This window comes from Neorickettsia sp. 179522 (assembly GCF_001593535.1).
Classification (GTDB): domain Bacteria; phylum Pseudomonadota; class Alphaproteobacteria; order Rickettsiales; family Anaplasmataceae; genus Neorickettsia; species Neorickettsia findlayensis.
Genome location: NZ_LNGI01000001.1, coordinates 23,410 through 43,982 on the forward strand (window position 1 = coordinate 23,410; position 20,573 = coordinate 43,982).

Genomic DNA, 20,573 nt, shown 5'->3' on the forward strand with positions numbered 1-20,573 from the left:
TTAAAAAGCTTTTTCCTAAAAGAAACATTAATCGCACCTTTATCTCAATTGTCCTTGCATGACAATGACAAAGCGGTTCTTGAAGTGTCTTACCAAAAGAGGTATTGATTTAGGACTTTGTCTTAATTGTTTTGAAAAATAGAAAAATGATGTTCCTAATAGCAGCTAATTACAGGTGACTTGCAAAGGTGTCCCTTAGGAGAGGTATCAATTAGTGCCTTGTTCTGATCATTTTGCAAGGCAATTTTGAACAGCTTACAAAACTTGAAGATATTTTCCAAAAAGACTCCCAACTAGTCCTCTTTATGCTAATCGCCTCGCAAAATAAAGAAAGGGGGTTCCCAGTAATGCAACTAGTACTCTTATCCAATATGTTCCTAGTATGTATGTGAACACTAAACTTTTCATTTCGACTGGCTCTCCTGTAAGAATGTACCATGCAAGAGTTGAAAATATTATGTTGTCTATCAACGAGGACACTCCTGTACCTATTACGTTGCGTAGCCAGAGAAAACGTCGTTTTGGAAGGATCTACTTTAAACCACCGAAGATATAGATGTCGGAAAGCTGACTGACCAAATATGCAATAACTCCAGAAAATAGAAGCGTAGCATTATTTTGAAAGAGCTTTTGCATGCATGAATAGTGGATGTCTGTTTTAGGGTTATAGCTTAGCGTGATTATTATTTCTAAGGTGAAGAATGTATATAAGAGAAAGCTCAAATACACATTAGTCTTTGCCGCTTTAGTTCCGCGATACTCTGCCAGAATGTTGTTAGCAAGGAAAATTGACGAAAAAGAAATTGTTCCAAGTGCTACCGGAGTATCCTGAAAAAAAAACTGCACCTGTCTTAAGACCTGTATATTTGCAAGAATAAAAACACAACTACTGAAGGCATAAATTCCCTTCTCTCCAAAGAATTTAAAACTTATAAGTATTGTCATCATACACAGAAGAAACTCCAGTAGACTAATTGTGTATGATGGAAGACCTTCCAAGTATTTTATTGAATCCAGAAATATTTGTTCCAAGGTAATGTAAACTGATGCTCCATTTTCATAAATATCCGAGATTTTGAAGCAGGATGGTAGATGCAAAGCAGTAGTTACACTGTTGTATGTCACCCTGAGAGGTAATCTATTAAAAGACCAAATGACTGTTTAAGATATGTGCGGTCCAAAAGGATGGAAATCAACACCGAGATTAAATATGATCAAAATCTTTCCTATTCCAAGGGAACTGAGTGAATATTTCGGGAAAGCGTAGCCTAAAACACGAGAGTAAACTTTGGTGCTTAAATTGCTGAAATCCTAGCTAAGGTTTCCAAGGATTAGAGCTTCTTCCCCAAGTGCCTCCGAAACAAATTCTGCATTTTGTGCTGCGACAACTAGAACCATCCCTATACCACAGTTGAAAGTAGTCAACATTTCTTCCCGGGGAATATTGCCATTCAACATGAGCCACTTGAAGATTTCGGGAAACTCATAAGGTTGAATGCAAATTTTTAACTCTTCAGGAAGGACTCTTTTGAGATTTTCTAACAGTCCACCACCCGTGATGTGTGCAGCTGCTTTTACGAATTTTTTCAAGGAAAGAAGTGACTTCACATATATTTTTGTTGGAGTTAGGAGTATCTCACCCCAGCTTCTATCATCGAACAGTGTTGAGTACCCAATATTTAAGCTGGAGAAAACCTTGCGGATAAGTGAAAATCCATTTGCATGAAAGCCAGATGACCTTAATCCAATCAGGATGTCGCCTTTCGTAACATTTTGTGGAAGGATTTCCTCCTTTTCGACGATTCCAACAGCGAAGCCAGCCAAATCATATTCACCAGCACCGTATAAACCGGGCATTTCAGCGGTTTCTCCACCTACTAGGGACATGGAAGCCTCTCTGCAGCCAACCAGAATCCCTGAGATTACTGCCTGTGCTACACCAAGCTCAAGTTTTCCTGTGGAGTAATAATCAAGAAAAAAGAGTGGTTTTGCCCCATGACAGATCAGGTCGTTAGCACACATGGCCACCAGGTCTATACCAATGTTTGCATGGTTGTTGCACTCATTTGCTATCAGTAACTTGGTTCCAACTCCATCCGTTGCTGCAGCGATAACTGGGTCCTTGTAATTCAAATTACCCACGGAGAATAAAGAAGCGAAACCACCGATAGTGGAAACACAATGATTATCAACTTCTGCATTTTTTTTTATAAAATCAACAAAGCTATTCGCGGTATCTATATTCACACCGGAGCTTTTGTAAGAGAGAGTTTTTTTCATTTTAGGCAGAACTCACCGCTGAAAAAAGTGCCGCGGTGATAAATGTATACGGACGCAGGCAAACCGCGATTGTACCACAATTTGTTGTAGTATTTCCACTAGCTCGCTTTTCTCACAATTCGGGAAATTAGGAGAGTATTTCTTATATGATCGGAGCAGTAAAGTCCATATTGGATGACAAGAATACTCAAAGGACGAGACCTTCGGCCCAAGCCTAGATGTTTTTAGTATTACTATCTTTTGGTGTTTGGTTCATCAGTATAACTAATGTTAGACCTAACGCTAAGGTTGCAACGCCAACAACGATTGCTGTGAGCATCAAAACATGAGGTAAGGGATTCACATAATTTTGTACACCGGGCGAAATTACCGGGGTCGCGGCGCCCTCAATATACGCGAGAGATATATAAAGCAACAAAACTGATGACTGGAAAAGCCCAAGGCCTATGAGCTTTTTTATTGGTCTGGGACTCGCCATTGTTATGTACAATCCAACCACCATTAACCATACTACTACTGCGTAGTTGTAAAACGTGAACATAAGTACTTTTATCGGTTGCACTCCAGCATAGCACATTTACACAAAAGGTTTTTATCTTGACCAATAAAGTGGTTTTTATCAGCAACTGTGAAAATACGGATGAACATACTCACACAGGAAGTTTTTACACACGAAGTAGTACTAAGTGTCTTTCTTAACTGGTGAAAGTAGAAATACACGTGGACGCATTTGGATATGAATACTTCGCGCTAGTCGGTGTCGGATATCTTTTTCGTTAGCAAAAACGAAAAACACACATATATAGTTAGTATTGAACTGAAAACAGTAAGTCCCACGCCCAACTCAAGAACAAAAATGCCAATTTCTTGAGACAGTATGGGCAAGCTCTCAATTATATGAGAGTGCTGTAGAAATGATGCATTCTTAAGTAACGGCACTAAACCTGTTGATAGGTACATCAGTCCACCAGTTGCCCCTTGGCGGATGAGAGTATTTGGACCAAGAAAATGAAGAAGTGAATCGAGACCAAATACGAGCGAGTACGTTATTAAAGATGCTGCAAGTAATACACCAGCTTGGAAGCCTCCACCAGGGGAAATCTCGCCATGTACTTGAATGTACACGGCAAACAAAATAATAAGTGGGATAATTCCTGAAGCGAGGACCTTCAACACTTTATCACCTATCATTTCCTTTACCGAAGCCTAATAAAATGAAAACTGATAAAGCCGCTGTGAAAACAACAATCGTTTCTATCAAAGTGTCATATCCTCTGAAACCAGCTAGCACTGCTGTAACGACATTTGGAAAACCAAATAATGGTTCAGTGTTTTCCAAGTAATACCGGTAAACTTCATTGTTCACAGCAGCAGTAGGTGAACCGTATATAGGAAGATCGACTGTAATATAAAGCAGAATGCTTCCAAGCATGATGCTTGCAAATAGAGCGGGAACGGTACTCCTCGAATAGTGAATACCTTCTCTGCCGATTAAATGTCCAGCCCACAAAACGAAGATGGTCGAGATACAGCTCCCTACGGCATTCTCGGTAATTGCAACGTCTGCTGCATTCATTGCCATATATGAAAGTGTAAGAAGGAAGCTAATCAAACCAAGATAGATAACTTCTGTTAATAGATCCTCAACACGGGCCAGTGCCGTGGTGACAAAAAGGAGGAGAAATAAAAGTGTGATCCTCAATATAGTGAGTTCCATAGTTGTTGACTCTGAGGCGTTAATATATGGTCATCCCAATTTAGATTTACACAGGAGATATGAACAAAGCGAAGAAGCAATCCACATTATTGGAACGAGTAACAAAATTTTTAGTGTCGTAACCGAAAATCCGAATTTGAGCGCGCATCCAACGAGTATAAGTGGTGCACCAAAAGAATCCGTCATACTTGCTGAATGGATCTTCAAAAAAAAACACGGGAAACGGATGATACCAACAGTTCCGCTGAACATAAAGGTAACCCCTATGAAGACAATTAATAGCCACAACGATTCAATCATAGAACCACACACGCGTGATAATCAAAGCATACTAATGCTGTACCGGACGAACCATCTCGAGTGTTCGTTGAGCAAGCACAGAGCCCATTACTCCAAACAGACGGGAACGTACGACCAAGGCAATTCCTAAGTGGACAGAACGAGCCGCTTCCAACACTCGCAAAGCAAGTATGAAGCCCATTATCTCAGATATGTGGAAAAGTTCAATTTTTCACTTAGGAGGTCGTGTGAGGTGGCTGTACACAGACCTCACTTGGGCTATTGCAGAGGTTGCTGCGGTGCTGCAACGCAATATAGTTCTACCTAGTGAGATTTTTTTATCGATCAAGGAGAGCTCTTCATTAGAGAATCCTCCTTCTGGTCCAATGACTATAGTGTAAGAGCCTAAGATGGGGATATCACAAATGACAGAGTCAGAAAGTGTTTCATCGCAAATGAATACGTTTTCGTGATATGTTTTCACCTCTTTCAGGGTGATAGGTGGTAGTAGGGTGGGTATGCTCATCCGACGACATTGTTGTGCTGCCTCGATTGCCCAAAGCTCAAGCTTTTCGAGATCCTTGTTCTTATTTTCTGCACGCGATGAGTATATTGGTCGTAGTGCTGTGACATCTAACTCTGTTGCCTGCCTAACAATTTCCTTGAGCGCTTTGTGTTTTGGAATTGCAAAGCATAAATTGATTTCATATGGATAACCTGCTGTTTGTGGCTGAATTTGTACATCGGGTACCAAAAAATTTTGCGTAACTTTTGCGATCCACTCACCATTCCGGCCGTTAAACACTATAACCTGACCTTCTTTTTGTAAGCGCATTACCGTAAATAAATAGTGCTGTTTTTTCGGATCTATATGAATTTTTACACCTTTCTCTATGGTTTCAACATTCAAAAACAACCTTGTAAGTCGCATTTCTGATTATATAAAAGTAAAAACACCCCACTTTAACATAACAAACGGGGCATATTGTTGAATGTACTTCTTATTGCAAGTATCACGACGCAAAAAAGTTGTGTAGTTCAAATTATTTTAGCGTACAGTCCAGATTATCTTAGCACTTACCGCTATCCAAAATTGATTTGCCCGATATGACAAACGCACTTTTCATCAAATCATTCCTTGGAAGTGATGGATAAGAAAAATCAGTAGACATGCCATAATAATTTTGTTCTAATACAAAGTTGCAGTCTTTACCCTAATACAAGCGGGCAGTTTGTAAGTATTTAACAACCACGAAGCTACTTTGGTTAAGCCTGTCTTTAATCTACCTTCGTAATGCGTTTAGGACTTTTATAGCGTTTATTATTGTAATCTGGGTGTGAAGTTCATAATAAATATAGTATTTTTCGAAATTAGGGAGTGCTGTGTAGTATATTATTTATGGATAATTTACCTAATATTGTTTATAATACCACTTAGTGTAGTAGTTGGGACGGAAAGAAATAATGTTAAAAGATATTGTTAGAGGTGATAAAACCTCAGAAGAGGAGGTATACGTTGATGTGGACCGCTTCAGTATCTCGGATGCCAGTCAGCTTAGTGATGTGCGTGCTATCCTTGTGAAGAGAATTTCGCAGATCATTGCTTATAACAACTGGAGTCAGAAGTATGCTGCCAGTCTTTTGAAGATCGATCAGCCAAAAGTTTCGCAGATAAAAAATTTCAAAACAGAGGGTTTTTCATTAGAAAGATTGCTCAAATTTTTTATCCTTCTTGGTTGGAAGGTTGATGCTAGGTTGACGAAGTAAGTTGTTGCTTCCGGTTTTTTGTGTTACTCTATGACTTTCTTTTGTCTGCGATGCGCGATTGGCGTTTCTTTGAGGATGGGAATTTATCCTGTTCCAGGTTTGAGCTGGTGATACTTGCAAGCCAGAGAGCTTACGATTTACAAAGCGGTTCTCTCCCTGATGTCCAGCACGAAGAAGGTGATAAGAGCCCCGTGATTGCATTAAAGGAACTCTATTCTCTCAACATGGATTATGGAAAGCTTTTCCATGCTGCCATAAGGAGAATAGTCCATTTTTCGGGTTCTGGTTATGCGGGTATCTCGTCGGATTCTGGTCCGGCTAGATCTCATGCTAGAGGTCTCGTAGAGCACATTAATCACGATCTTGTCGAAGAGCGTGACCCGGAAGTTTTCTCTGATTCTGAGTTTTCCTTTGCTGAAGATGAGGGGGACGAGTAGGTAGGATTTTTGCCTCCGTAGATGCGAGTTTACCACACTCCTGAGCTACTTCCCCACCCTTCAGTCGTTACCTTTGGTAACTTCGATGGAGTCCATTTGGGGCATCTGGCTTTGCTGTCTACACTTTCTAGTGTGGGTAAGTCGGCTGCTTTACATAGAGTTGTAATCACTTTTGATCCTCACCCGTTTTGTTTTCTTAACTGCAAAAAAGACTTTCTTATTACAGATCAATGTACTAAAATCGCTCTTCTTTCTCCGTATGCGGATTCTCTATATTTTATAAAGTTTGATGATGAGCTTAGGAAGTTGTCTCCTGAGGACTTTCTACAGTTTTTGTCTTCTTTTTTGAATTTTAAGTGCCTTGTAAACGCGGAAAATTGCAGGTTCGGGAGATTTAGTTCCGGTAGCATAACTGAAATAGAGAAATATCAAGAGTTGCTTTCATATAAGGCTGTAATTATCAAGCCTGAGGTTAACGCTTCTGGCAGTAGATACTCTTCTACTCTGGTGCGGGCGGGCATCAAGAATGGTGATGTGTTAAGTGTAAGTCAACTCTTGGGACGGTATCACAGTATACGTGGCATTATTCGGAGAGACAGGGGTCTTGCTAGTACTATCGGTTTTCCCACAATCAATATTGCAATTCCCGAGGAGATAATTAAGCCAAAACTTGGTGTGTATGTAGTTGATATTTCGATAGAAGGTACCAGGTACGGCGGTATAGCAAATATTGGTAAAAGGCCCACTACCTCTGATAGTGGTGAAGTTATCCTAGAAGCACATATTTTTCACTTCTCTGATAACGTATATGGTAAAGAGGCTACAGTATACCTAAAAGCTTTTCTGCGAGAAGAAAAGCTTTTTCCTTCCCTTGAGGAATTAAAGGAACAAATCCTGGCAGATATCCGCGCTGCTCTTTCTCTGAATTTTTAAGTTCGTTTTCTCATTTGCGTAATCTCATTCTTCCTCAGTGTGATGCGTTTTTTTATTTTGGTTCATGCTAAAATTTATATGTAGAAATCAAGCTTGTTTAATTTTAAAATTAAAAACTTTATTAGCATTGCAATTCTTTTATCCTAATGTTATAATAAAAACATGTTAGGAAAAGAATACACAACTATGAACGCAGATGAATTGGCACAGCACATACAAAAACTCTTTAGTGAAAAATTAAAGTTGAATTTTGGTCTTGATGTTTTCAAAGATGCGCTTGCTCAACTTGATCAGGTGGAAATTGAGGACCTAAGTGTCTACGTAGACAGCTTGGCGAAATTTAGTGCGGACGACAGCGTCATAAGAAAGATGTTGGAGGCTGTGTGCAGTGAAAAAGAGTGTGGTGCCCAGTTAACCGATCTACTCCAGAGGTGGAATGGTATTTTTCCACATAACCCTATACCTGTTCCAGCACCTGAAGTTGTCAGCACCGCAAACAGTGGGCTTGTAGCCGCAACTGTGGTTCTGGGGATTTTATCTATTTCTCTTTTGGGTTTGGGTGCTGGGTACACGATGTACAAAAGAAGGACTGGAGCCTTGAACCTTGAGAATCATTTCAGAGACAACATCAATATGATCGATATGGGTAGAAGCAGACAGGATTTATCACGAAATACTTCTCCAAATTCAGATGCTCGCGAACTACTAAGTCGGCATTATGGCGCGGTAGGTGTATTACGAACTACCTTTCCGGATGCTGGTAAACCACTAACCCAGGATTCTGACACGGTAGGTGTATCAGGGAATGCTTCTCCGGGTACTAGTAATAAACCACTACGTCCGGGTCATGCTACGCCAGATGCATCACGAAATGCCTCTCCGTATGCTGGTAAACCACTACGTCCAGGTTATGTTACGCCAGATGTATCACGAAGTGCTTCTCCGGATACTGGTAAACCACTAAGTCGGGATGCTGGCACGGCAGATGTATCACGAAGTGCTTCTCCGGATACTGGTAAACCACTAAGTCGGGATGCTGGCACGGCAGGGGTATCACGAAGTGCTTCTCCGGATACTGGTAAACCACTAAGTCGGGATGCTGGCACTAGCATGCGAGATTCATCACAAGAGGCTTCTTCAGAGACTGACAAATCTAAGGCAACCGGAGATCTGGGCAAAGCCCCTTCTTCAAGCTTAAATAAAGCGGGGGTTGATCAACCTCTCCTTAAAAATCGAAGTAGGATATAGGTGCCTAATTAGATTCGCTGCCTTGTTCTGTGGTTCCTATGGAGAGTTGTTTGATGATTTCTTCCTTCTCTCCAAGGAACGCAATTGTTCCTTCTTTTACAAGCATAAGCCATTCAACTTCGCTTAGCAGAGAAAAGTTATGGGTCATCAGAAGTGTGGTGATCCTTGCTTCTCTTGCGTAGCGTAGAGCTTTGGCTAGATGCGCCTCTCCATTTGAATCAAGATTTGCGTTAGGTTCATCTAGTACAAGAAGCTTTATATTTCCATAAAAAGCTCTTGCTATTCCTATACGTTGGCGTTGTCCTCCGGATAAAACTGAGCCACCCGCACCTATAACGGTGTCGTACCCATTTGGCAGGTGCAGTATCATTTCATGGACACCAGCAATTCTCGCTGCTCTCACGACTTCTGCAGGATCCATATTTGGGTCAAATCTTGAAATATTTTCCTTAACCGTTGCGTTAAATAATTCTATATCCTGTGGAAGGTATCCCACATGCTTACCAAAGTGCTTACGTTCCCAAGTGTACGTGTCAGCACCATCGAGTCGTACTACCCCGGCTATTGGTTTGAGAACTCCAACGGTCAACCTTGCTATAGTGGACTTTCCAGCTGCACTACTGCCTATGACCCCCACTACTTTACCAGCTGGAATTGTGAAAGAGATGCCTTTGATCGTTGGCTTAGAACCACCTAATGGAGTGTATATTACTCTGTCAAATTCTATTTCCCCAGTGGGCTCAGGAAGTTCCATGGCTTGGGACCTTACGGGGGAGGTAATAAGCATGTTTTGAAGCCTACTATATGAAGTTTTTGCCTGCGATAAATTTTTCCAGTTCGAGATAGCTATTTCAAATGGTGCTAATGCCCTCCCCATTAGAATTGATACGGCAATTATCCCTCCTGCCGTCTTGTGTCCAGAAATAGCAAGGTAAGCTCCAATTCCGATTACGGCGATTTGTAACGTGAAACGTACCGCCTTTGTGAATGCCATGATTATGTATGAACGACTCAAAGCGAGTGTCTGTATGTCTCTTACCAGGGTATTTTTTTTACTCCACTTTTCGACTATAGGTTCCACCATACCCATAGCCTCTACCACTTCAGAGTTTCGTGTTGCTATTTCTATCTCATTCAAATTACGCACATTTGCTTCATTGCTCTGACGGGCAAGATTTCTAGTTGCAAAATCGTTTAAGAGTGCTATGCCGATGAGTGTGACAATACCTATGATAGCGACAATACCAAGGGTAAAGTTTATTAAGAATATTGCTATCAAATATAATATCGACCAGGGGGCATCAAAAAATGCAAAGACTCCATGGCCAGTAAGGAATCCACGGATGATCTGCATGTCCCGCATAGTTTCGCCACTTGACGTGCCCGGCCTAACCGATATGAGTGCAATCGCATTGTTCAGTAGACCTGGTGTTAGGGTGTCATCAAACCAGTTGCCAACTTTTACAGTGATCATGGCTCGCGAAGCATCAAGGACTGATGAGCACGCGAAAGCACACAAGGTTATCACTGTGAGTGCTATTAGTGTCGAAGTGCTGCCACTTGAGAGTACCCTGTCGAGAACTTGTGAGGTGTAAAGCGGTAAGAACAGTGCCAGTACATTTATCCCTGAACTGAACCAAAAAAGAATCCAAAATACAGATTTGCACTTATGTAAAGTTTTGTGGAGTATGGTCTCCTTGAGTTTTTCTTCAGTGGCCGCGTCCGTAATTTTAATCATTTCGCATTGATTACTTATGTGAAACGTATTATCTCAGGAAAAGATGTGCCTCTCAATGTAAAATTGCTAACTCTGTGTTAACGAATTGAAATCCTTGCCTTGCGCAGATACCTGAAGTCGTTCTCGAAAGTTAAGCCCGAATAATGCTCAACTTTTATAATCTTAAAATGAATTTTGTTCCTTCTTGCAATTATTAACCGTGAAGTTCTATTTCTTAGTTTATCATAGTACAATACCGTAGCTGTTTTAGATATGGTGAGTTAATGCTAAAGGGGAAGTTGGGTGTAATATTGGGTGTCGCCAATGACCGTTCGATTGCATATGCAATAGGAAAGATTTGTAGAGAAAATGGAGCGGAGCTTGTTCTTACATATCCGGCTGACCAATTCAAAAAACGTTTAACTCCGATAGCTGAGGAATTTGGGAATTCCCTGCTTGTGTGCTGTGATGTTTCACAGGAAAGCCAGGTGGAAGAACTGTTTCGTTTCATTGAGGAGAAATATGGAAGGCTCGACTTTGTCGTGCACTCTGTTGCCTTTTCGGATAAGGAAGAACTACAGGGTGATTATATCAATACTTCTCTTAGTAATTTTTTGAATTCAATGCATATTTCATGTTATTCCCTCACTTCAGTCTGTAGATATGCCTTACCGTTGATGAAGAAAAACGGTGGCAGTGTTCTGACTTTGTCGTACTACGGAGCCGAAAAAGTGATTCCTCACTATAATGTTATGGGTGTGTGTAAAGCTGCTTTGGAGGCGAGCGTCAAATACTTAGCTGTTGATCTTGGTAAGTACAATGTAAGGATAAACACAATTTCTGCTGGGCCGATCAAGACTCTTGCTTCGTCTGCAATCGAAAAGTTTTCCTACATACTTAAGTGGAACAAGCATAATGCGCCTATAAAGAGGAACACTACTAAAGAGGACGTTGCTGGTGCAGCTCTCTACTTTTTGAGTGATCTAAGCGGTGGAACCACAGGTAGTATGTTACATGTCGACTGTGGATATCATGTAGTTGGGATGAGAGCAGTAGACTTGCCGCCGGATATCATGACTTCCTGATCGGTTTGTGTACAGGGGTTCCTACTAAAGACCTTACCCGCCCCCAACAAACTCTACGATTTCGACCGAATCACCTGCTTTTAGTACGTGTTTCTCATGTAAAGACCTTGGTATGATGGTGTGATTTAATTCAATTGCCATTTGCGAAGTGTTGAGTTTTAGCAAATGTACCAAGCCTGATACCGTTGTTCCTGCTTCTACAGCAATGCTGTCACCATTTACGCTAATGGTTATTTTCTGTTCGTCTGACATTTTCCCGAGGACTGTATAAGAAATGCTTAAAATGTCGTCTTATTTAGTGAGTTTTCTATATATTTCTCTGCAAGAGTAGCATACCTCACTGCGGACTCTCTTATGTGTGAGATTTCCTCTGCAGTAAGTATCCTTGCGAACTTTGCTGGTCTCCCGAGCCATAATTCACCGGATTTTATGTGTCTATTAGAAGTCACTAAAGAACCGGCTGCTACCATTGATCCACTTTCCATAATGGTGCCATCCATTATTATCGAGCCCATACCTACGAAGGTTTCGTCCATTAAAGTGCACGCATGTAATAAGCATTGATGTCCAACAGTGACATAGTTGCCAATCTCTGTATGCCCTTTTTCATCGTGGTTAACATGTATCATTGTACAATCCTGGATATTCGTATAACTACCAATCCTTATGTAATTAACATCGCCTCGAATATTGCATCCATACCAAATACTGCTTTTAGGACCAACTGCAACATCACCAATAACGAATGCATTCTCAGCTATGAAAGAAGAGCTGGCGATACTTGGAAAAGCCTCTTTCAATTTTAACAGGCTCATGATAAACGAGAAATGTTCCACGGGATTATAAAAGGTAAAAGGCTCTTGTGGTAGACATTTAGGTGTCTCTAGGTGTGGTTTTTTCGCGAAGTCGTTGTTTTAGCCACTCCTTTAGTGGGTTCCATACTTTCAATAATCCTGCGTGCAAAATGAAAATAGGGTCTTATGGGTTGTGTGCCTCTGTTGACTCATGAAGTTTTGTGTAGTATCCATAGATCTCAGGCGTGTGTCTCGTTTGGGTAACACAGCCGGTTGTTTGAATAGTGAGAAAGTAAGTAAAGACAGCGAAACGTTAATTTATAGAGTTTGAATAAATCAAATTCTCCTGATTTGAGAGTTTGATCCTGGCTCAGAACGAACGCTAGCGGTAGGCTTAACACATGCAAGTCGAACGGAATCAAAGCTGCTTGCAGCTTCGGTCCCGTGGCAGACGGGTGCGTAACGCGTGGGAACTTGCCTGGTAGTAGGGAATAACCAGTGGAAACATTGGGCAACACCCTATACGCCCTGAGGGGGAAAATTTATTGCTATCAGATAGGCCCGCGTTAGATTAGCTAGTTGGTGGGGTAATGGCCTACCAAGGCGACGATCTATAGCTGGTCTGAGAGGATGATCAGCCACACTGGAACTGAGACACGGTCCAGACTCCTACGGGAGGCAGCAGTGAGGAATATTGGACAATGGGCGAAAGCCTGATCCAGCCATACCGCATGAGTGATGAAGGCCCTTGGGTTGTAAAGCTCTTTTAGTGGGGAAGATAATGACGGTACCCACAGAAGAAGTCCCGGCTAACTCCGTGCCAGCAGCCGCGGTAATACGGAGGGGGCTAGCGTTGTTCGGAATTACTGGGCGTAAAGGGTGCGTAGGCGGTCCCGTAAGTTAGGTGTGAAATCCTTGGGCTTAACCCAAGAACTGCATTTAAAACTGTGGGACTCGAACGTGATAGAGGGCAATGGAATTTTTGGTGTAGGGGTGAAATCCGTAGATATCAAGAGGAACGTCAGGGGCGAAAGCGATTGCCTGGATCACAGTTGACGCTGAGGCACGAAAGCGTGGGGAGCAAACAGGATTAGATACCCTGGTAGTCCACGCTGTAAACGATGAGTGTTAAAAGTGGGTTATTTTATCTGCTTTGTAGCTAACGCGTTAAACACTCCGCCTGGGGACTACGGTCGCAAGACTAAAACTCAAAGGAATTGACGGGGACTCGCACAAGCGGTGGAGTATGTGGTTTAATTCGATGCAACGCGAAAAACCTTACCATACCTTGACATGTGGATCGTATCCCTCTGAAGGGAGGGAGTCAGTTCGGCTGGATCCAACACAGGTGTTGCATGGCTGTCGTCAGCTCGTGTCGTGAGATGTTGGGTTAAGTCCCGCAACGAGCGCAACCCTCATCCTTAGTTGCCAGCGGTTCGGCCGGGAACTTTAAGGAAACTGCCAGTGACAAGCTGGAGGAAGGTGGGGACGACGTCAAGTCATCATGGCCCTTATGGTATGGGCTACACACGTACTACAATGGCAACTACAATGAGCTAGCTACACCGTAAGGTGATGCCAATCTCTTAAAAGTTGTCTCAGTACGGATTGCCTTCTGCAACTCGAAGGCATGAAGTTGGAATCGCTAGTAATCGCAGATCAGCATGCTGCGGTGAATACGTTCTCGGGTCTTGTACACACTGCCCGTCAGGCCATGGGAGTTCATCTTACTCGAAGCTAGTGAGCTGACCGCAAGGAGGCAGCTATCTACGGTGGGGTGGGTGACTGGGGTTAAGTCGTAACAAGGTAGCCGTAGGTGAACCTGCGGCTGGATTACCTCCTTTTATTTAGGCAAATGCCTAACTTGTTTCGCTGTCTTTGCGTACTTTCTTTCTCTTGTTTCTTAGCCATGAGGTCTCCTCTTTCTCCTTCTCTTTTCGCTTATCGTTTTCCTCTTGCTGCTATTTTGTCGATAAGTCACAGACTCTCAGGTGCGTTTTTGTTCTTTTATACAGGCTTTTTTTCTTGGTATGTTTTTGCTCATTTTTACATGCCATCTTCGTTTTTGCACACTGTTCTGAGTCCATTCTTTTCAGGTTATTTAGGGAGTTTTCTTTTCTGTTTCTTTCTTTTCTTTTTTTGCTATCATCTTTGCAGTGGGGTTAGACATCTTTTCTGGGATCTGTGCGTTGGTCTTTCCCAGGCTTCTGTGAAGGTAAGTAACTTTGTTGTTATTATTTCTGCCCTTTTGCTGTTTTTCTTGGTATTTTCTCTTGTTTTCTTATGAGATGTGCTGTTAAGAGTTGGTTGGCTCAACGTATTACGGCTCTTTTGCTGTTTTTATTATTTATCTTTGCGATTTTCTCGCTCCGTTCTTCTGAATGGATTCTGCCATTAGATATCGAATATTTGAGGTCCCGTTGGGGTGTGCTGTTTCTGTCTGCTACGTTCATCTTAATTACTCAGTACCATGCTTTGCTTGGATTGAACGTAATAATAGAGGATTATATCGCCTCTCCTTTTTTACGGAAGATTCTTATTTCTTTGAATATTATCTTTGTCGGCTCTACTGTTTTTGCTTTTGTAGCCGTATTTTATAAATTATTTTTTTAGCCTTATGGACTTGTTCTTGAGGTTGGACAATGTACTGACTGAGGTGGTTACCTCGATTTTTAATGTGACGCTTAATGAGCAAGTTTCGCTATGGAGCTCTTCAAAGAAAAGAGAGTATGGAGATTTTTCTACGGCTATTTCTTTTCTGCTTGCGAAGGAGGTTAAGCTTTCTTCCCGGGAAGTCGCTTGTTCTATAGCGTCTGGTCTAGAGTCTTTTAAAAACCTTTTCAAGAATGTCTCTGTAGCTTCTGGGGGTTTTATTAATGTTTTTCTTACGGATGACACATGGTCCGAATTTCTAGCTTCGGTGAATGATGATGCAGGTGATTATGGATTTCTAGATATCGGGCATGGTGCTCCGTTAAACCTTGAGTTCGTATCAGCAAACCCTACAGGTCCGCTTCACTTGGGACATATTAGAGGTGCGGTTATCTTTGATATCTTTGCAGAGCTGTTGGATAAGTTTGGATTCTCTGTTACGCGTGAGTACTACGTTAATGATGCGGGAAAACAAATTGACTTGCTTGTCTATTCCGTCTTTGTACGATTTTGCCAACAGCTGCAGGGAAAAGAGAGTGATAATTTTCCGAGTAATTGTTATGCCGGTGATTATATAAGGGATATAGCAAATTACCTCATTTCTACTTTCCCTGATTCCGTTAGAGGTGCTACAGAGTTGAAAAGTTTCTCGGATTCTTTCAGGGAAGTGATACTTTCGCTAACTATGGATATGATAAAGTCGGATCTAACTAAGTTAGGTATAGGTTACGATTGCTATGTCAGAGAAGAGGAGCTACATAAGCGAAATTATATTGAAAAAGTGATAGCAGTACTCGATAAAAAAGGTTACTTGAGCGAAGAAGAATTACCATCGCCTAAAGGAAAAGCCGGGGATTGGGTTGAAAGGAAGCAAACAGTCTTCCTTTCAACGAAATTTGGTGACGACACGAATAGAGCGCTCCAGAAAGCAGATGGAAGTTGGACTTATTTCGCATCGGACGTTGCGTATCACTATCATAAACTTGAACGTGGTTTCACGCATATGATTGTTGGTTTAGGTGCCGATCATGCTGGATATGTTAAGAGACTTTCTGGTGTGGTCGACGCACTTTCGGGAGGTGATGCGCGCATCGATATTAAATTGTATAACCTTGTCAATCTTTTTAGAGATGGAAAGCCAGTAAAGCTTTCTAAGCGCAATGGTGACCTTATAACGCTTGAAGACATTCTTGAGAGTGGTATTACGGTAAACGAAATACGATTTGCCATGCTGACTAAAAGTAGCGAAATTGTGTTGGATTTTGATTTAGATAAATTCGTCAGTACTTCATATGATAATCCGCTTTTTTATGTCCAGTACGCGCATGCACGTTGTTCTTCCTTACTTAGAAAATGTGAACCTTCAGTGAATAAGTGTGATGCTGCACTGCTCGTGGAGAATCAAGAGCGTGACCTCATGGTTACTCTTGCGAAGTTACCTTCTCTTCTGCAAATAATCGTAGCGTCGGGTGAAGTGCACAAGTTGACCTTTTATTTACACGAAGTCGCAGAAAAATTCCATGCTTTATGGAACGCAGGCATGACAAACAATAAACTCAGGTTCATCATAGAGGACGAACCCGAGCTCACGAATGCAAGGTTAACATTGGTAAAAGCGGTGAGAAGGATCCTAGCTTCCGTTCTCAAGGTGATGAAGATTGAACCCGTAGAAAGAATGTAGAAACCCAAAACAGCTCACTAGGTCTCAAACTCGGACATCCTTTTTCTTCACAGAGATCCGACACTCATCCCTACTTACGCTCACCCATGAGATTCAATAAGCTAACGAAAATATTGATAAAATCGAAGTACAATGTAAGTGCACCAACGACAGCAACCTTCGAAAGTGCTTCTTCATCTGCGTTGACAGAGAAATAATAAAAATCTCTAATGCGCTGTACATCGTAAGCAGTAAGGCCAGTAAATATCACAACACCAAGGGCGGATACAGCGAAATAGATAGCTGGGCTAGCAAGGAAGATGTTCACTAAAGCAGCGAGCAAAATACCCACAACCCCCATTGTGAGAAAAGAACCCATCCCTGTTAAATCTGTCCTGGTATTATTCCCGTATATTGCCATCGCCCCGAACATTGCCGCTGCGATGAAAAAAACTCTAGCCACACTAGCACCAGTATAAGCAATAAATACCCAAGATAGAGAGAGTCCCATAAGCACTGAGAAGCACCAGAATAAGCCCTTTGCTCTTTCGGAGCTCATATTTGAGATTCTCGCACTGAAGACCATAACAAAAACTATAGGGGCAAACATCACAACCCAGTGAAGTGGTGTTTGGTACAACAGGGAAAGCATTGCCGGAGAGCTTGCAACAAAGAAAGCAGTCAGACCAGTTATTCCAAGAGCTGCAGCCATATAGTTGAAGACCTTCACCATGTACACTCTTAGCCCCTCATTTCCGTAGGCAGAATTTACTGAAGTAGAAGAATAACGGTTGATAAAACTCATATAAGCAAAATGCTACGAACAAACACCCGACAATTATACAACAGTTAGATCTATTATGACACCCTGTTTCTCCACTAGTTAACGAATTTTCCACATTTTAGGAGCAACCAGAGTAATCTAGATTGTAGGGCCTCTTTCAGGAGGCCCTGATTGCATTCAAAGCGCTCTTGAAGCCTGATTTCTTGAATGCGAATTGCATCCCAAGGACGGGACACAGGTTTTGTTTTGTTCTTCCTTCATCCCACTTTCTCTGAGCTTGTCAGTTATGCCACTCTCTCTGGTCAGAATAGATTTAATTTTATCATGCTCTGTACAGGTACTAAATGCATATCTGTCTTTGTAGAGATTATCCTGTCCTTTGTTTTGTGCATCGTTCGTAAGATGTGTGCCAAAACCTTTTTCAGAAAGAGCTTCTTTGGTATTACCAAGTTTCGCAGCGTTATCTTGTAGCAAAAGAGGTTTCTTAGAAAGTGCTTCCCAAATCGTGCTGAGTTCTCCGGTCTTACCTAGCGCTGCAGGGCGTTTTTGAGAAAGTGTTTCCCTAATCGTGCTGAGTTCTCCGGTCTTACCTAGCGCTGCAGGGCGTTTTTGAGAAAGTGTTTCCCTAATCGTGCTGAGTTCTCCGGTCTTACCTAGCGCTATAGGGCGTTTTTGAGAAAATGCTCCCTTAATTTCATTGAGTTCTCCGGTCTTACCTAACGTTATAGGGCGTTTTTGAGAGAGTGCTCCCTTAATTTCATTGAGTTCTCCAGCCTTACCTAACGTTATAAGGTGTTTTTGAGAGAGTGCTCCCTTAATTTCATTGAGTTCTCCAGCCTTACCTAACGTTATAGGGCGTTTTTGAGAAAGTGCTTCCTTAATTTCGTTCTGTTTTCCATTTTCGTTGTGCAAAGAAAAGCTCTGATCGACGTGTGTTTCATTATTTTTGGTAGACCGAGCGAAAATGGAACGTAAAGTAGCATATCCTTGCGAGAATGCTTTTGTGATTCTGTCCAGTATGCGCCGGAACCATGATTTATGCGGAACTATCTTATGAGTTTCCGCCTCTTGAGGTACCGTTTTCCTAGTACTAAGGAGAGTGTCTGTGATTGTTTTTTGCCGTGTTTCACCAAAAGAAACAGCAACTGTATGTTCTTTGAGATGTGCCCTAGATGTTGCTACAGCGGGTCTGTCTGCGGTTATTGTGTCATCTTCTGAATTGAAAGGGCTACCTCTCTTTACTTGCGCATATGCGTGTTTGCTTTTGTCATCATTTCTCTCCTTGTAAGGGTAGAGTTCTAGAGGTGCTTCTTCAGCAAACTCTCCCGAAAACCACATGCTGTCTGCTGCTCGGTAAGTTCTTACAATATCGTCAAGGCTTTCGTAAATTCCTTCTTCTTGAAACGTGGATAGAGCTGATTCATTTGCCGATTTTTTATGTAAACTGTTACTAGAATCAGTATGTGTATACTTATACAATCCCGGTATAGGTTTTAGGTCCCATGGCTCACAGTAGATGGGTTCACTTTCTACATCCTCATGTTTGTTATCAGAGGTGGATGTAAATCCTTTTATCCCTGAAGGTGTATTCCCCACTTGTTCTTTTCTTGCGTTTGTGGAGAAAGTATTTGATTTCTGTGTGCGAGCCTCTTTCTGTGTATCTGCTGAGGGAAGAAAATTTTGATTTTGCACTTTAGCAATTTCCCTTTCTGCAAAATTTTTGCTTTGTTCTCTTCCGGAGATACTGTTTACATCTCTAGTGTAGGCGGTCTTACTATGTTTGTTCTGTTCCAGATCGTATAACGTGTCAAAAGTCTTTGACAGAGTTGGGTTTTTTGTTATGGCCTCATTTTCTGCACTACTTTTACCACCCGGTAAGGTAAGGCTTTCTTGATCATTCTGTGGTCTTCCAGTTGTGTGTTTCTCTTCAGATGTCTTACTTGTTTGTGTGTTGTACTCGTTTTTTACCGGCTTGATGGATAAAGGGAACGGATCACCGGTATTTCTCGACGCTTTGAATAGTGGTGGAAGCATGTGAGCAGCAAGTTCGTTCTCACTTTTAATTCCAACTGCAGTGTTTATCCCAAAGCTAAATCCGCTTTTTGTTTCATTTTGCTTATCTACACTCAGAATTTCTGAGTCAGGTGCTGAAGTATCATAAATTCCCGAATCGCCAATACTGCTTTTTGTGGAGTGGTTTTCATCATTTATATGTGCAATTTCATCGTATACGCTGGTACTTTGGTCCGATGCCTCTATTCCCTCGTCAATAAAGGGGATTTCATCCGTATCTGCATATTTGGTTGGGATTGGTGGTAAAGGGCGTTCTGTATATCTCTTCCACAGCGGTGCTACGGACATCGCTATCTCTGGTTTTTGCGTAACGAATGTTTCCCTTGGCACTTGATTTGCTAATTTGCCTGCAGCAGTGCCAGACTTTTGCGTAATGAATGTCTCCTCTGGTATTTGATCCACTAATTTGCCTGCAGTAATGCCAGACTTTTGCGTAATGAATGTCTCCTCTGGTATTTGATTTCGTAATTGGCTTGTGTTTGAGCTGGATTTTTGTTGGACAATTTTTTTCTGTGGTTTTTCCTTTGGTAGCTTTTTTATTTTTGCAGTAGTGTCAGAGTTTGTGGTGTCCTTGTCCATCAAACTGAGTTTAACGAGTTTCTTCTTGAATTTTTGCATACTATAATAAGTAAGTAATTTGTATTCTAATATTCATATATTATCCTTAATAAATTCTTTTAATTCATTATTCCTAAATGAAAATTCACACTAAAATCCAAGATTCTTATATTTTCAGGAGGTCATTATGGGTAATTCGGTATTGCTGCGTGCTATAAAGGGCTGCATCTAAGTAAAAGAGAATCTTTACAAATCTAATCTTGCGGATTTGGAGGAGAGTGCTAAACTGGAGGGGCACGGTTGTTCTGAGTGTTTTATAAGTACGCTTTTGTTGCGTCCTCAGTGTTGTCGTGTTAGAGAGGTTTTGTATATGGCTAAAGTAGCAAGCAAGACGAACCCTGGAAGGCAAAAAGGCTCCAAGGCCACCAAGACTTATAATGGCAGGCCGGTGCAGCCTTCTCTCTATATCCATAGACATACCATGGGGAAAAATATTTCCTATATGGGTGCGGAGTATGAGAACGGTGATCCTGTCGAAAGTGATGATTCATCCGGTATGCCAGTAAGGTGGGATAGTATCTAGTAAGTT

21 protein-coding genes, 1 rRNA gene and 1 pseudogene are annotated in these 20,573 nt (G+C 41.6%); 10 read left to right on the forward strand and 13 right to left on the reverse strand.

All coding sequences use genetic code 11. The annotated features are described in order from the left end of the window. Positions 1-303 precede the first annotated feature (303 nt). From AS219_RS00110 to AS219_RS00140, 8 genes and pseudogenes are all read right to left on the reverse strand, one after another. Positions 304-948: pseudogene (locus tag AS219_RS00110) on the reverse strand (queuosine precursor transporter). Between the two features lie 363 nt (positions 949-1,311). Further along, on the reverse strand, positions 1,312-2,280 hold the full coding sequence (purM, locus tag AS219_RS00115) for a phosphoribosylformylglycinamidine cyclo-ligase (protein ID WP_067978426.1): 969 nt from the start codon (positions 2,278-2,280) through the stop codon (positions 1,312-1,314). Between the two features lie 214 nt (positions 2,281-2,494). Then, positions 2,495-2,821, reverse strand: a complete 327-nt coding sequence (locus AS219_RS00120; RefSeq protein ID WP_082784601.1) for a cation:proton antiporter subunit C — start codon at positions 2,819-2,821, stop codon at positions 2,495-2,497. A gap of 209 nt (positions 2,822-3,030) precedes the next feature. Continuing rightward, a complete protein-coding gene (locus AS219_RS00125) occupies positions 3,031-3,471 on the reverse strand; it encodes a Na(+)/H(+) antiporter subunit B (protein ID WP_067978435.1) in 441 nt (146 codons plus the stop codon). Further along, a complete protein-coding gene (locus AS219_RS00130) occupies positions 3,461-3,997 on the reverse strand; it encodes a DUF4040 domain-containing protein (protein ID WP_067978438.1) in 537 nt (178 codons plus the stop codon). The genes AS219_RS00125 and AS219_RS00130 overlap by 11 nt, the downstream gene beginning before the upstream one ends. Before the next feature lie 30 nt (positions 3,998-4,027). Next, positions 4,028-4,297: a monovalent cation/H(+) antiporter subunit G gene (locus AS219_RS00135; protein WP_067978441.1), complete on the reverse strand. Its 270-nt coding sequence runs from the start codon at positions 4,295-4,297 to the stop codon at positions 4,028-4,030. 31 nt (positions 4,298-4,328) lie between these two features. Next, positions 4,329-4,478 (reverse strand): hypothetical protein, encoded by a 150-nt coding sequence (locus AS219_RS04015; RefSeq protein ID WP_156469304.1) that lies wholly within the window; start codon positions 4,476-4,478, stop codon positions 4,329-4,331. A 30-nt stretch (positions 4,479-4,508) separates the two neighbouring features. Then, the gene (locus AS219_RS00140; protein ID WP_067978444.1) at positions 4,509-5,207 is read right to left on the reverse strand and encodes an RsmE family RNA methyltransferase; all 699 of its coding nucleotides are present in this window, start codon (positions 5,205-5,207) and stop codon (positions 4,509-4,511) included. 533 nt (positions 5,208-5,740) lie between these two features. On the opposite strand from AS219_RS00140, the gene AS219_RS00145 reads away from it, so the two are divergent. The 4 genes from AS219_RS00145 (at position 5,741) to AS219_RS00160 (ending at position 8,661) form a co-directional block, all read left to right on the forward strand. Beyond that, positions 5,741-6,043, forward strand: a complete 303-nt coding sequence (locus AS219_RS00145; protein WP_067978448.1) for a helix-turn-helix domain-containing protein — start codon at positions 5,741-5,743, stop codon at positions 6,041-6,043. Between the two features lie 50 nt (positions 6,044-6,093). Beyond that, a complete protein-coding gene (rpoZ, locus tag AS219_RS00150) occupies positions 6,094-6,480 on the forward strand; it encodes a DNA-directed RNA polymerase subunit omega (RefSeq protein ID WP_067980382.1) in 387 nt (128 codons plus the stop codon). A gap of 21 nt (positions 6,481-6,501) precedes the next feature. Then, positions 6,502-7,413: a riboflavin biosynthesis protein RibF gene (gene ribF, locus AS219_RS00155; RefSeq protein ID WP_067978451.1), complete on the forward strand. Its 912-nt coding sequence runs from the start codon at positions 6,502-6,504 to the stop codon at positions 7,411-7,413. 162 nt (positions 7,414-7,575) lie between these two features. After that, positions 7,576-8,661: a hypothetical protein gene (locus AS219_RS00160; protein WP_067978453.1), complete on the forward strand. Its 1,086-nt coding sequence runs from the start codon at positions 7,576-7,578 to the stop codon at positions 8,659-8,661. Between the two features lie 4 nt (positions 8,662-8,665). Here the strand turns inward: AS219_RS00160 and AS219_RS00165 are convergent, their stop codons facing one another. Next, positions 8,666-10,399, reverse strand: coding sequence for a type I secretion system permease/ATPase (locus AS219_RS00165; RefSeq protein ID WP_067978456.1), 1,734 nt, complete (start codon positions 10,397-10,399; stop codon positions 8,666-8,668). A gap of 263 nt (positions 10,400-10,662) precedes the next feature. Between AS219_RS00165 and AS219_RS00170 the strand changes: the two genes are divergently transcribed. Continuing rightward, positions 10,663-11,463 carry an enoyl-ACP reductase gene (locus tag AS219_RS00170; RefSeq protein ID WP_067978459.1) on the forward strand — a complete coding sequence of 267 codons (801 nt, stop codon included), beginning with the start codon at positions 10,663-10,665 and terminating at the stop codon, positions 11,461-11,463. Positions 11,464-11,496: 33 nt separating this feature from the next. On the opposite strand, the gene thiS is transcribed toward AS219_RS00170, so the two are convergent. Next, a complete protein-coding gene (gene thiS, locus AS219_RS00175; RefSeq protein WP_067978463.1) occupies positions 11,497-11,715 on the reverse strand; it encodes a sulfur carrier protein ThiS in 219 nt (72 codons plus the stop codon). A gap of 26 nt (positions 11,716-11,741) precedes the next feature. After that, positions 11,742-12,278, reverse strand: coding sequence for a gamma carbonic anhydrase family protein (locus AS219_RS00180; protein WP_067978465.1), 537 nt, complete (start codon positions 12,276-12,278; stop codon positions 11,742-11,744). Positions 12,279-12,604: 326 nt separating this feature from the next. Here AS219_RS00180 and AS219_RS00185 point away from each other — a divergent pair. The 4 genes from AS219_RS00185 (at position 12,605) to argS (ending at position 16,590) form a co-directional block, all read left to right on the forward strand. Beyond that, a 16S ribosomal RNA gene (locus tag AS219_RS00185) occupies positions 12,605-14,101 on the forward strand. A gap of 65 nt (positions 14,102-14,166) precedes the next feature. After that, positions 14,167-14,544: a succinate dehydrogenase, cytochrome b556 subunit gene (gene sdhC, locus AS219_RS00190; RefSeq protein ID WP_231861784.1), complete on the forward strand. Its 378-nt coding sequence runs from the start codon at positions 14,167-14,169 to the stop codon at positions 14,542-14,544. Beyond that, entirely contained in the window at positions 14,541-14,870 is a 330-nt protein-coding gene (gene sdhD, locus AS219_RS00195; protein ID WP_067978468.1) for a succinate dehydrogenase, hydrophobic membrane anchor protein, read from the forward strand. Before sdhC ends, sdhD begins: the two co-directional genes overlap by 4 nt. 4 nt (positions 14,871-14,874) lie before the next feature. After that, positions 14,875-16,590 carry an arginine--tRNA ligase gene (gene argS, locus AS219_RS00200; RefSeq protein WP_067978472.1) on the forward strand — a complete coding sequence of 572 codons (1,716 nt, stop codon included), beginning with the start codon at positions 14,875-14,877 and terminating at the stop codon, positions 16,588-16,590. A gap of 70 nt (positions 16,591-16,660) precedes the next feature. Here the strand turns inward: argS and AS219_RS00205 are convergent, their stop codons facing one another. Together AS219_RS00205 and AS219_RS00210 are read right to left on the reverse strand one after the other, a co-directional pair. Further along, positions 16,661-17,365, reverse strand: a complete 705-nt coding sequence (locus AS219_RS00205) for a Bax inhibitor-1/YccA family protein (protein WP_369814145.1) — start codon at positions 17,363-17,365, stop codon at positions 16,661-16,663. Between the two features lie 165 nt (positions 17,366-17,530). Then, positions 17,531-20,044: a hypothetical protein gene (locus tag AS219_RS00210; RefSeq protein ID WP_067978477.1), complete on the reverse strand. Its 2,514-nt coding sequence runs from the start codon at positions 20,042-20,044 to the stop codon at positions 17,531-17,533. 268 nt (positions 20,045-20,312) lie between these two features. Between AS219_RS00210 and AS219_RS00215 the strand changes: the two genes are divergently transcribed. Then, the gene (locus AS219_RS00215; protein WP_231861785.1) at positions 20,313-20,567 is read left to right on the forward strand and encodes a hypothetical protein; all 255 of its coding nucleotides are present in this window, start codon (positions 20,313-20,315) and stop codon (positions 20,565-20,567) included. Positions 20,568-20,573 lie beyond the last annotated feature (6 nt).

Coding starts and splice junctions, on each gene's coding strand:
- purM (WP_067978426.1), bottom strand. CDS start 2,280: ATGAAAAAAACTCTCTCTTACAAAAGCTCCGGTGTGAATATAGATACC.
- AS219_RS00120 (WP_082784601.1), bottom strand. CDS start 2,821: ATGTTCACGTTTTACAACTACGCAGTAGTAGTATGGTTAATGGTGGTT.
- AS219_RS00125 (WP_067978435.1), bottom strand. CDS start 3,471: ATGATAGGTGATAAAGTGTTGAAGGTCCTCGCTTCAGGAATTATCCCA.
- AS219_RS00130 (WP_067978438.1), bottom strand. CDS start 3,997: ATGGAACTCACTATATTGAGGATCACACTTTTATTTCTCCTCCTTTTT.
- AS219_RS00135 (WP_067978441.1), bottom strand. CDS start 4,297: ATGATTGAATCGTTGTGGCTATTAATTGTCTTCATAGGGGTTACCTTT.
- AS219_RS04015 (WP_156469304.1), bottom strand. CDS start 4,478: ATGGGCTTCATACTTGCTTTGCGAGTGTTGGAAGCGGCTCGTTCTGTC.
- AS219_RS00140 (WP_067978444.1), bottom strand. CDS start 5,207: ATGCGACTTACAAGGTTGTTTTTGAATGTTGAAACCATAGAGAAAGGT.
- AS219_RS00145 (WP_067978448.1), top strand. CDS start 5,741: ATGTTAAAAGATATTGTTAGAGGTGATAAAACCTCAGAAGAGGAGGTA.
- rpoZ (WP_067980382.1), top strand. CDS start 6,094: ATGCGCGATTGGCGTTTCTTTGAGGATGGGAATTTATCCTGTTCCAGG.
- ribF (WP_067978451.1), top strand. CDS start 6,502: ATGCGAGTTTACCACACTCCTGAGCTACTTCCCCACCCTTCAGTCGTT.
- AS219_RS00160 (WP_067978453.1), top strand. CDS start 7,576: ATGTTAGGAAAAGAATACACAACTATGAACGCAGATGAATTGGCACAG.
- AS219_RS00165 (WP_067978456.1), bottom strand. CDS start 10,399: ATGATTAAAATTACGGACGCGGCCACTGAAGAAAAACTCAAGGAGACC.
- AS219_RS00170 (WP_067978459.1), top strand. CDS start 10,663: ATGCTAAAGGGGAAGTTGGGTGTAATATTGGGTGTCGCCAATGACCGT.
- thiS (WP_067978463.1), bottom strand. CDS start 11,715: ATGTCAGACGAACAGAAAATAACCATTAGCGTAAATGGTGACAGCATT.
- AS219_RS00180 (WP_067978465.1), bottom strand. CDS start 12,278: ATGAGCCTGTTAAAATTGAAAGAGGCTTTTCCAAGTATCGCCAGCTCT.
- sdhC (WP_231861784.1), top strand. CDS start 14,167: ATGAGGTCTCCTCTTTCTCCTTCTCTTTTCGCTTATCGTTTTCCTCTT.
- sdhD (WP_067978468.1), top strand. CDS start 14,541: ATGAGATGTGCTGTTAAGAGTTGGTTGGCTCAACGTATTACGGCTCTT.
- argS (WP_067978472.1), top strand. CDS start 14,875: ATGGACTTGTTCTTGAGGTTGGACAATGTACTGACTGAGGTGGTTACC.
- AS219_RS00210 (WP_067978477.1), bottom strand. CDS start 20,044: ATGCAAAAATTCAAGAAGAAACTCGTTAAACTCAGTTTGATGGACAAG.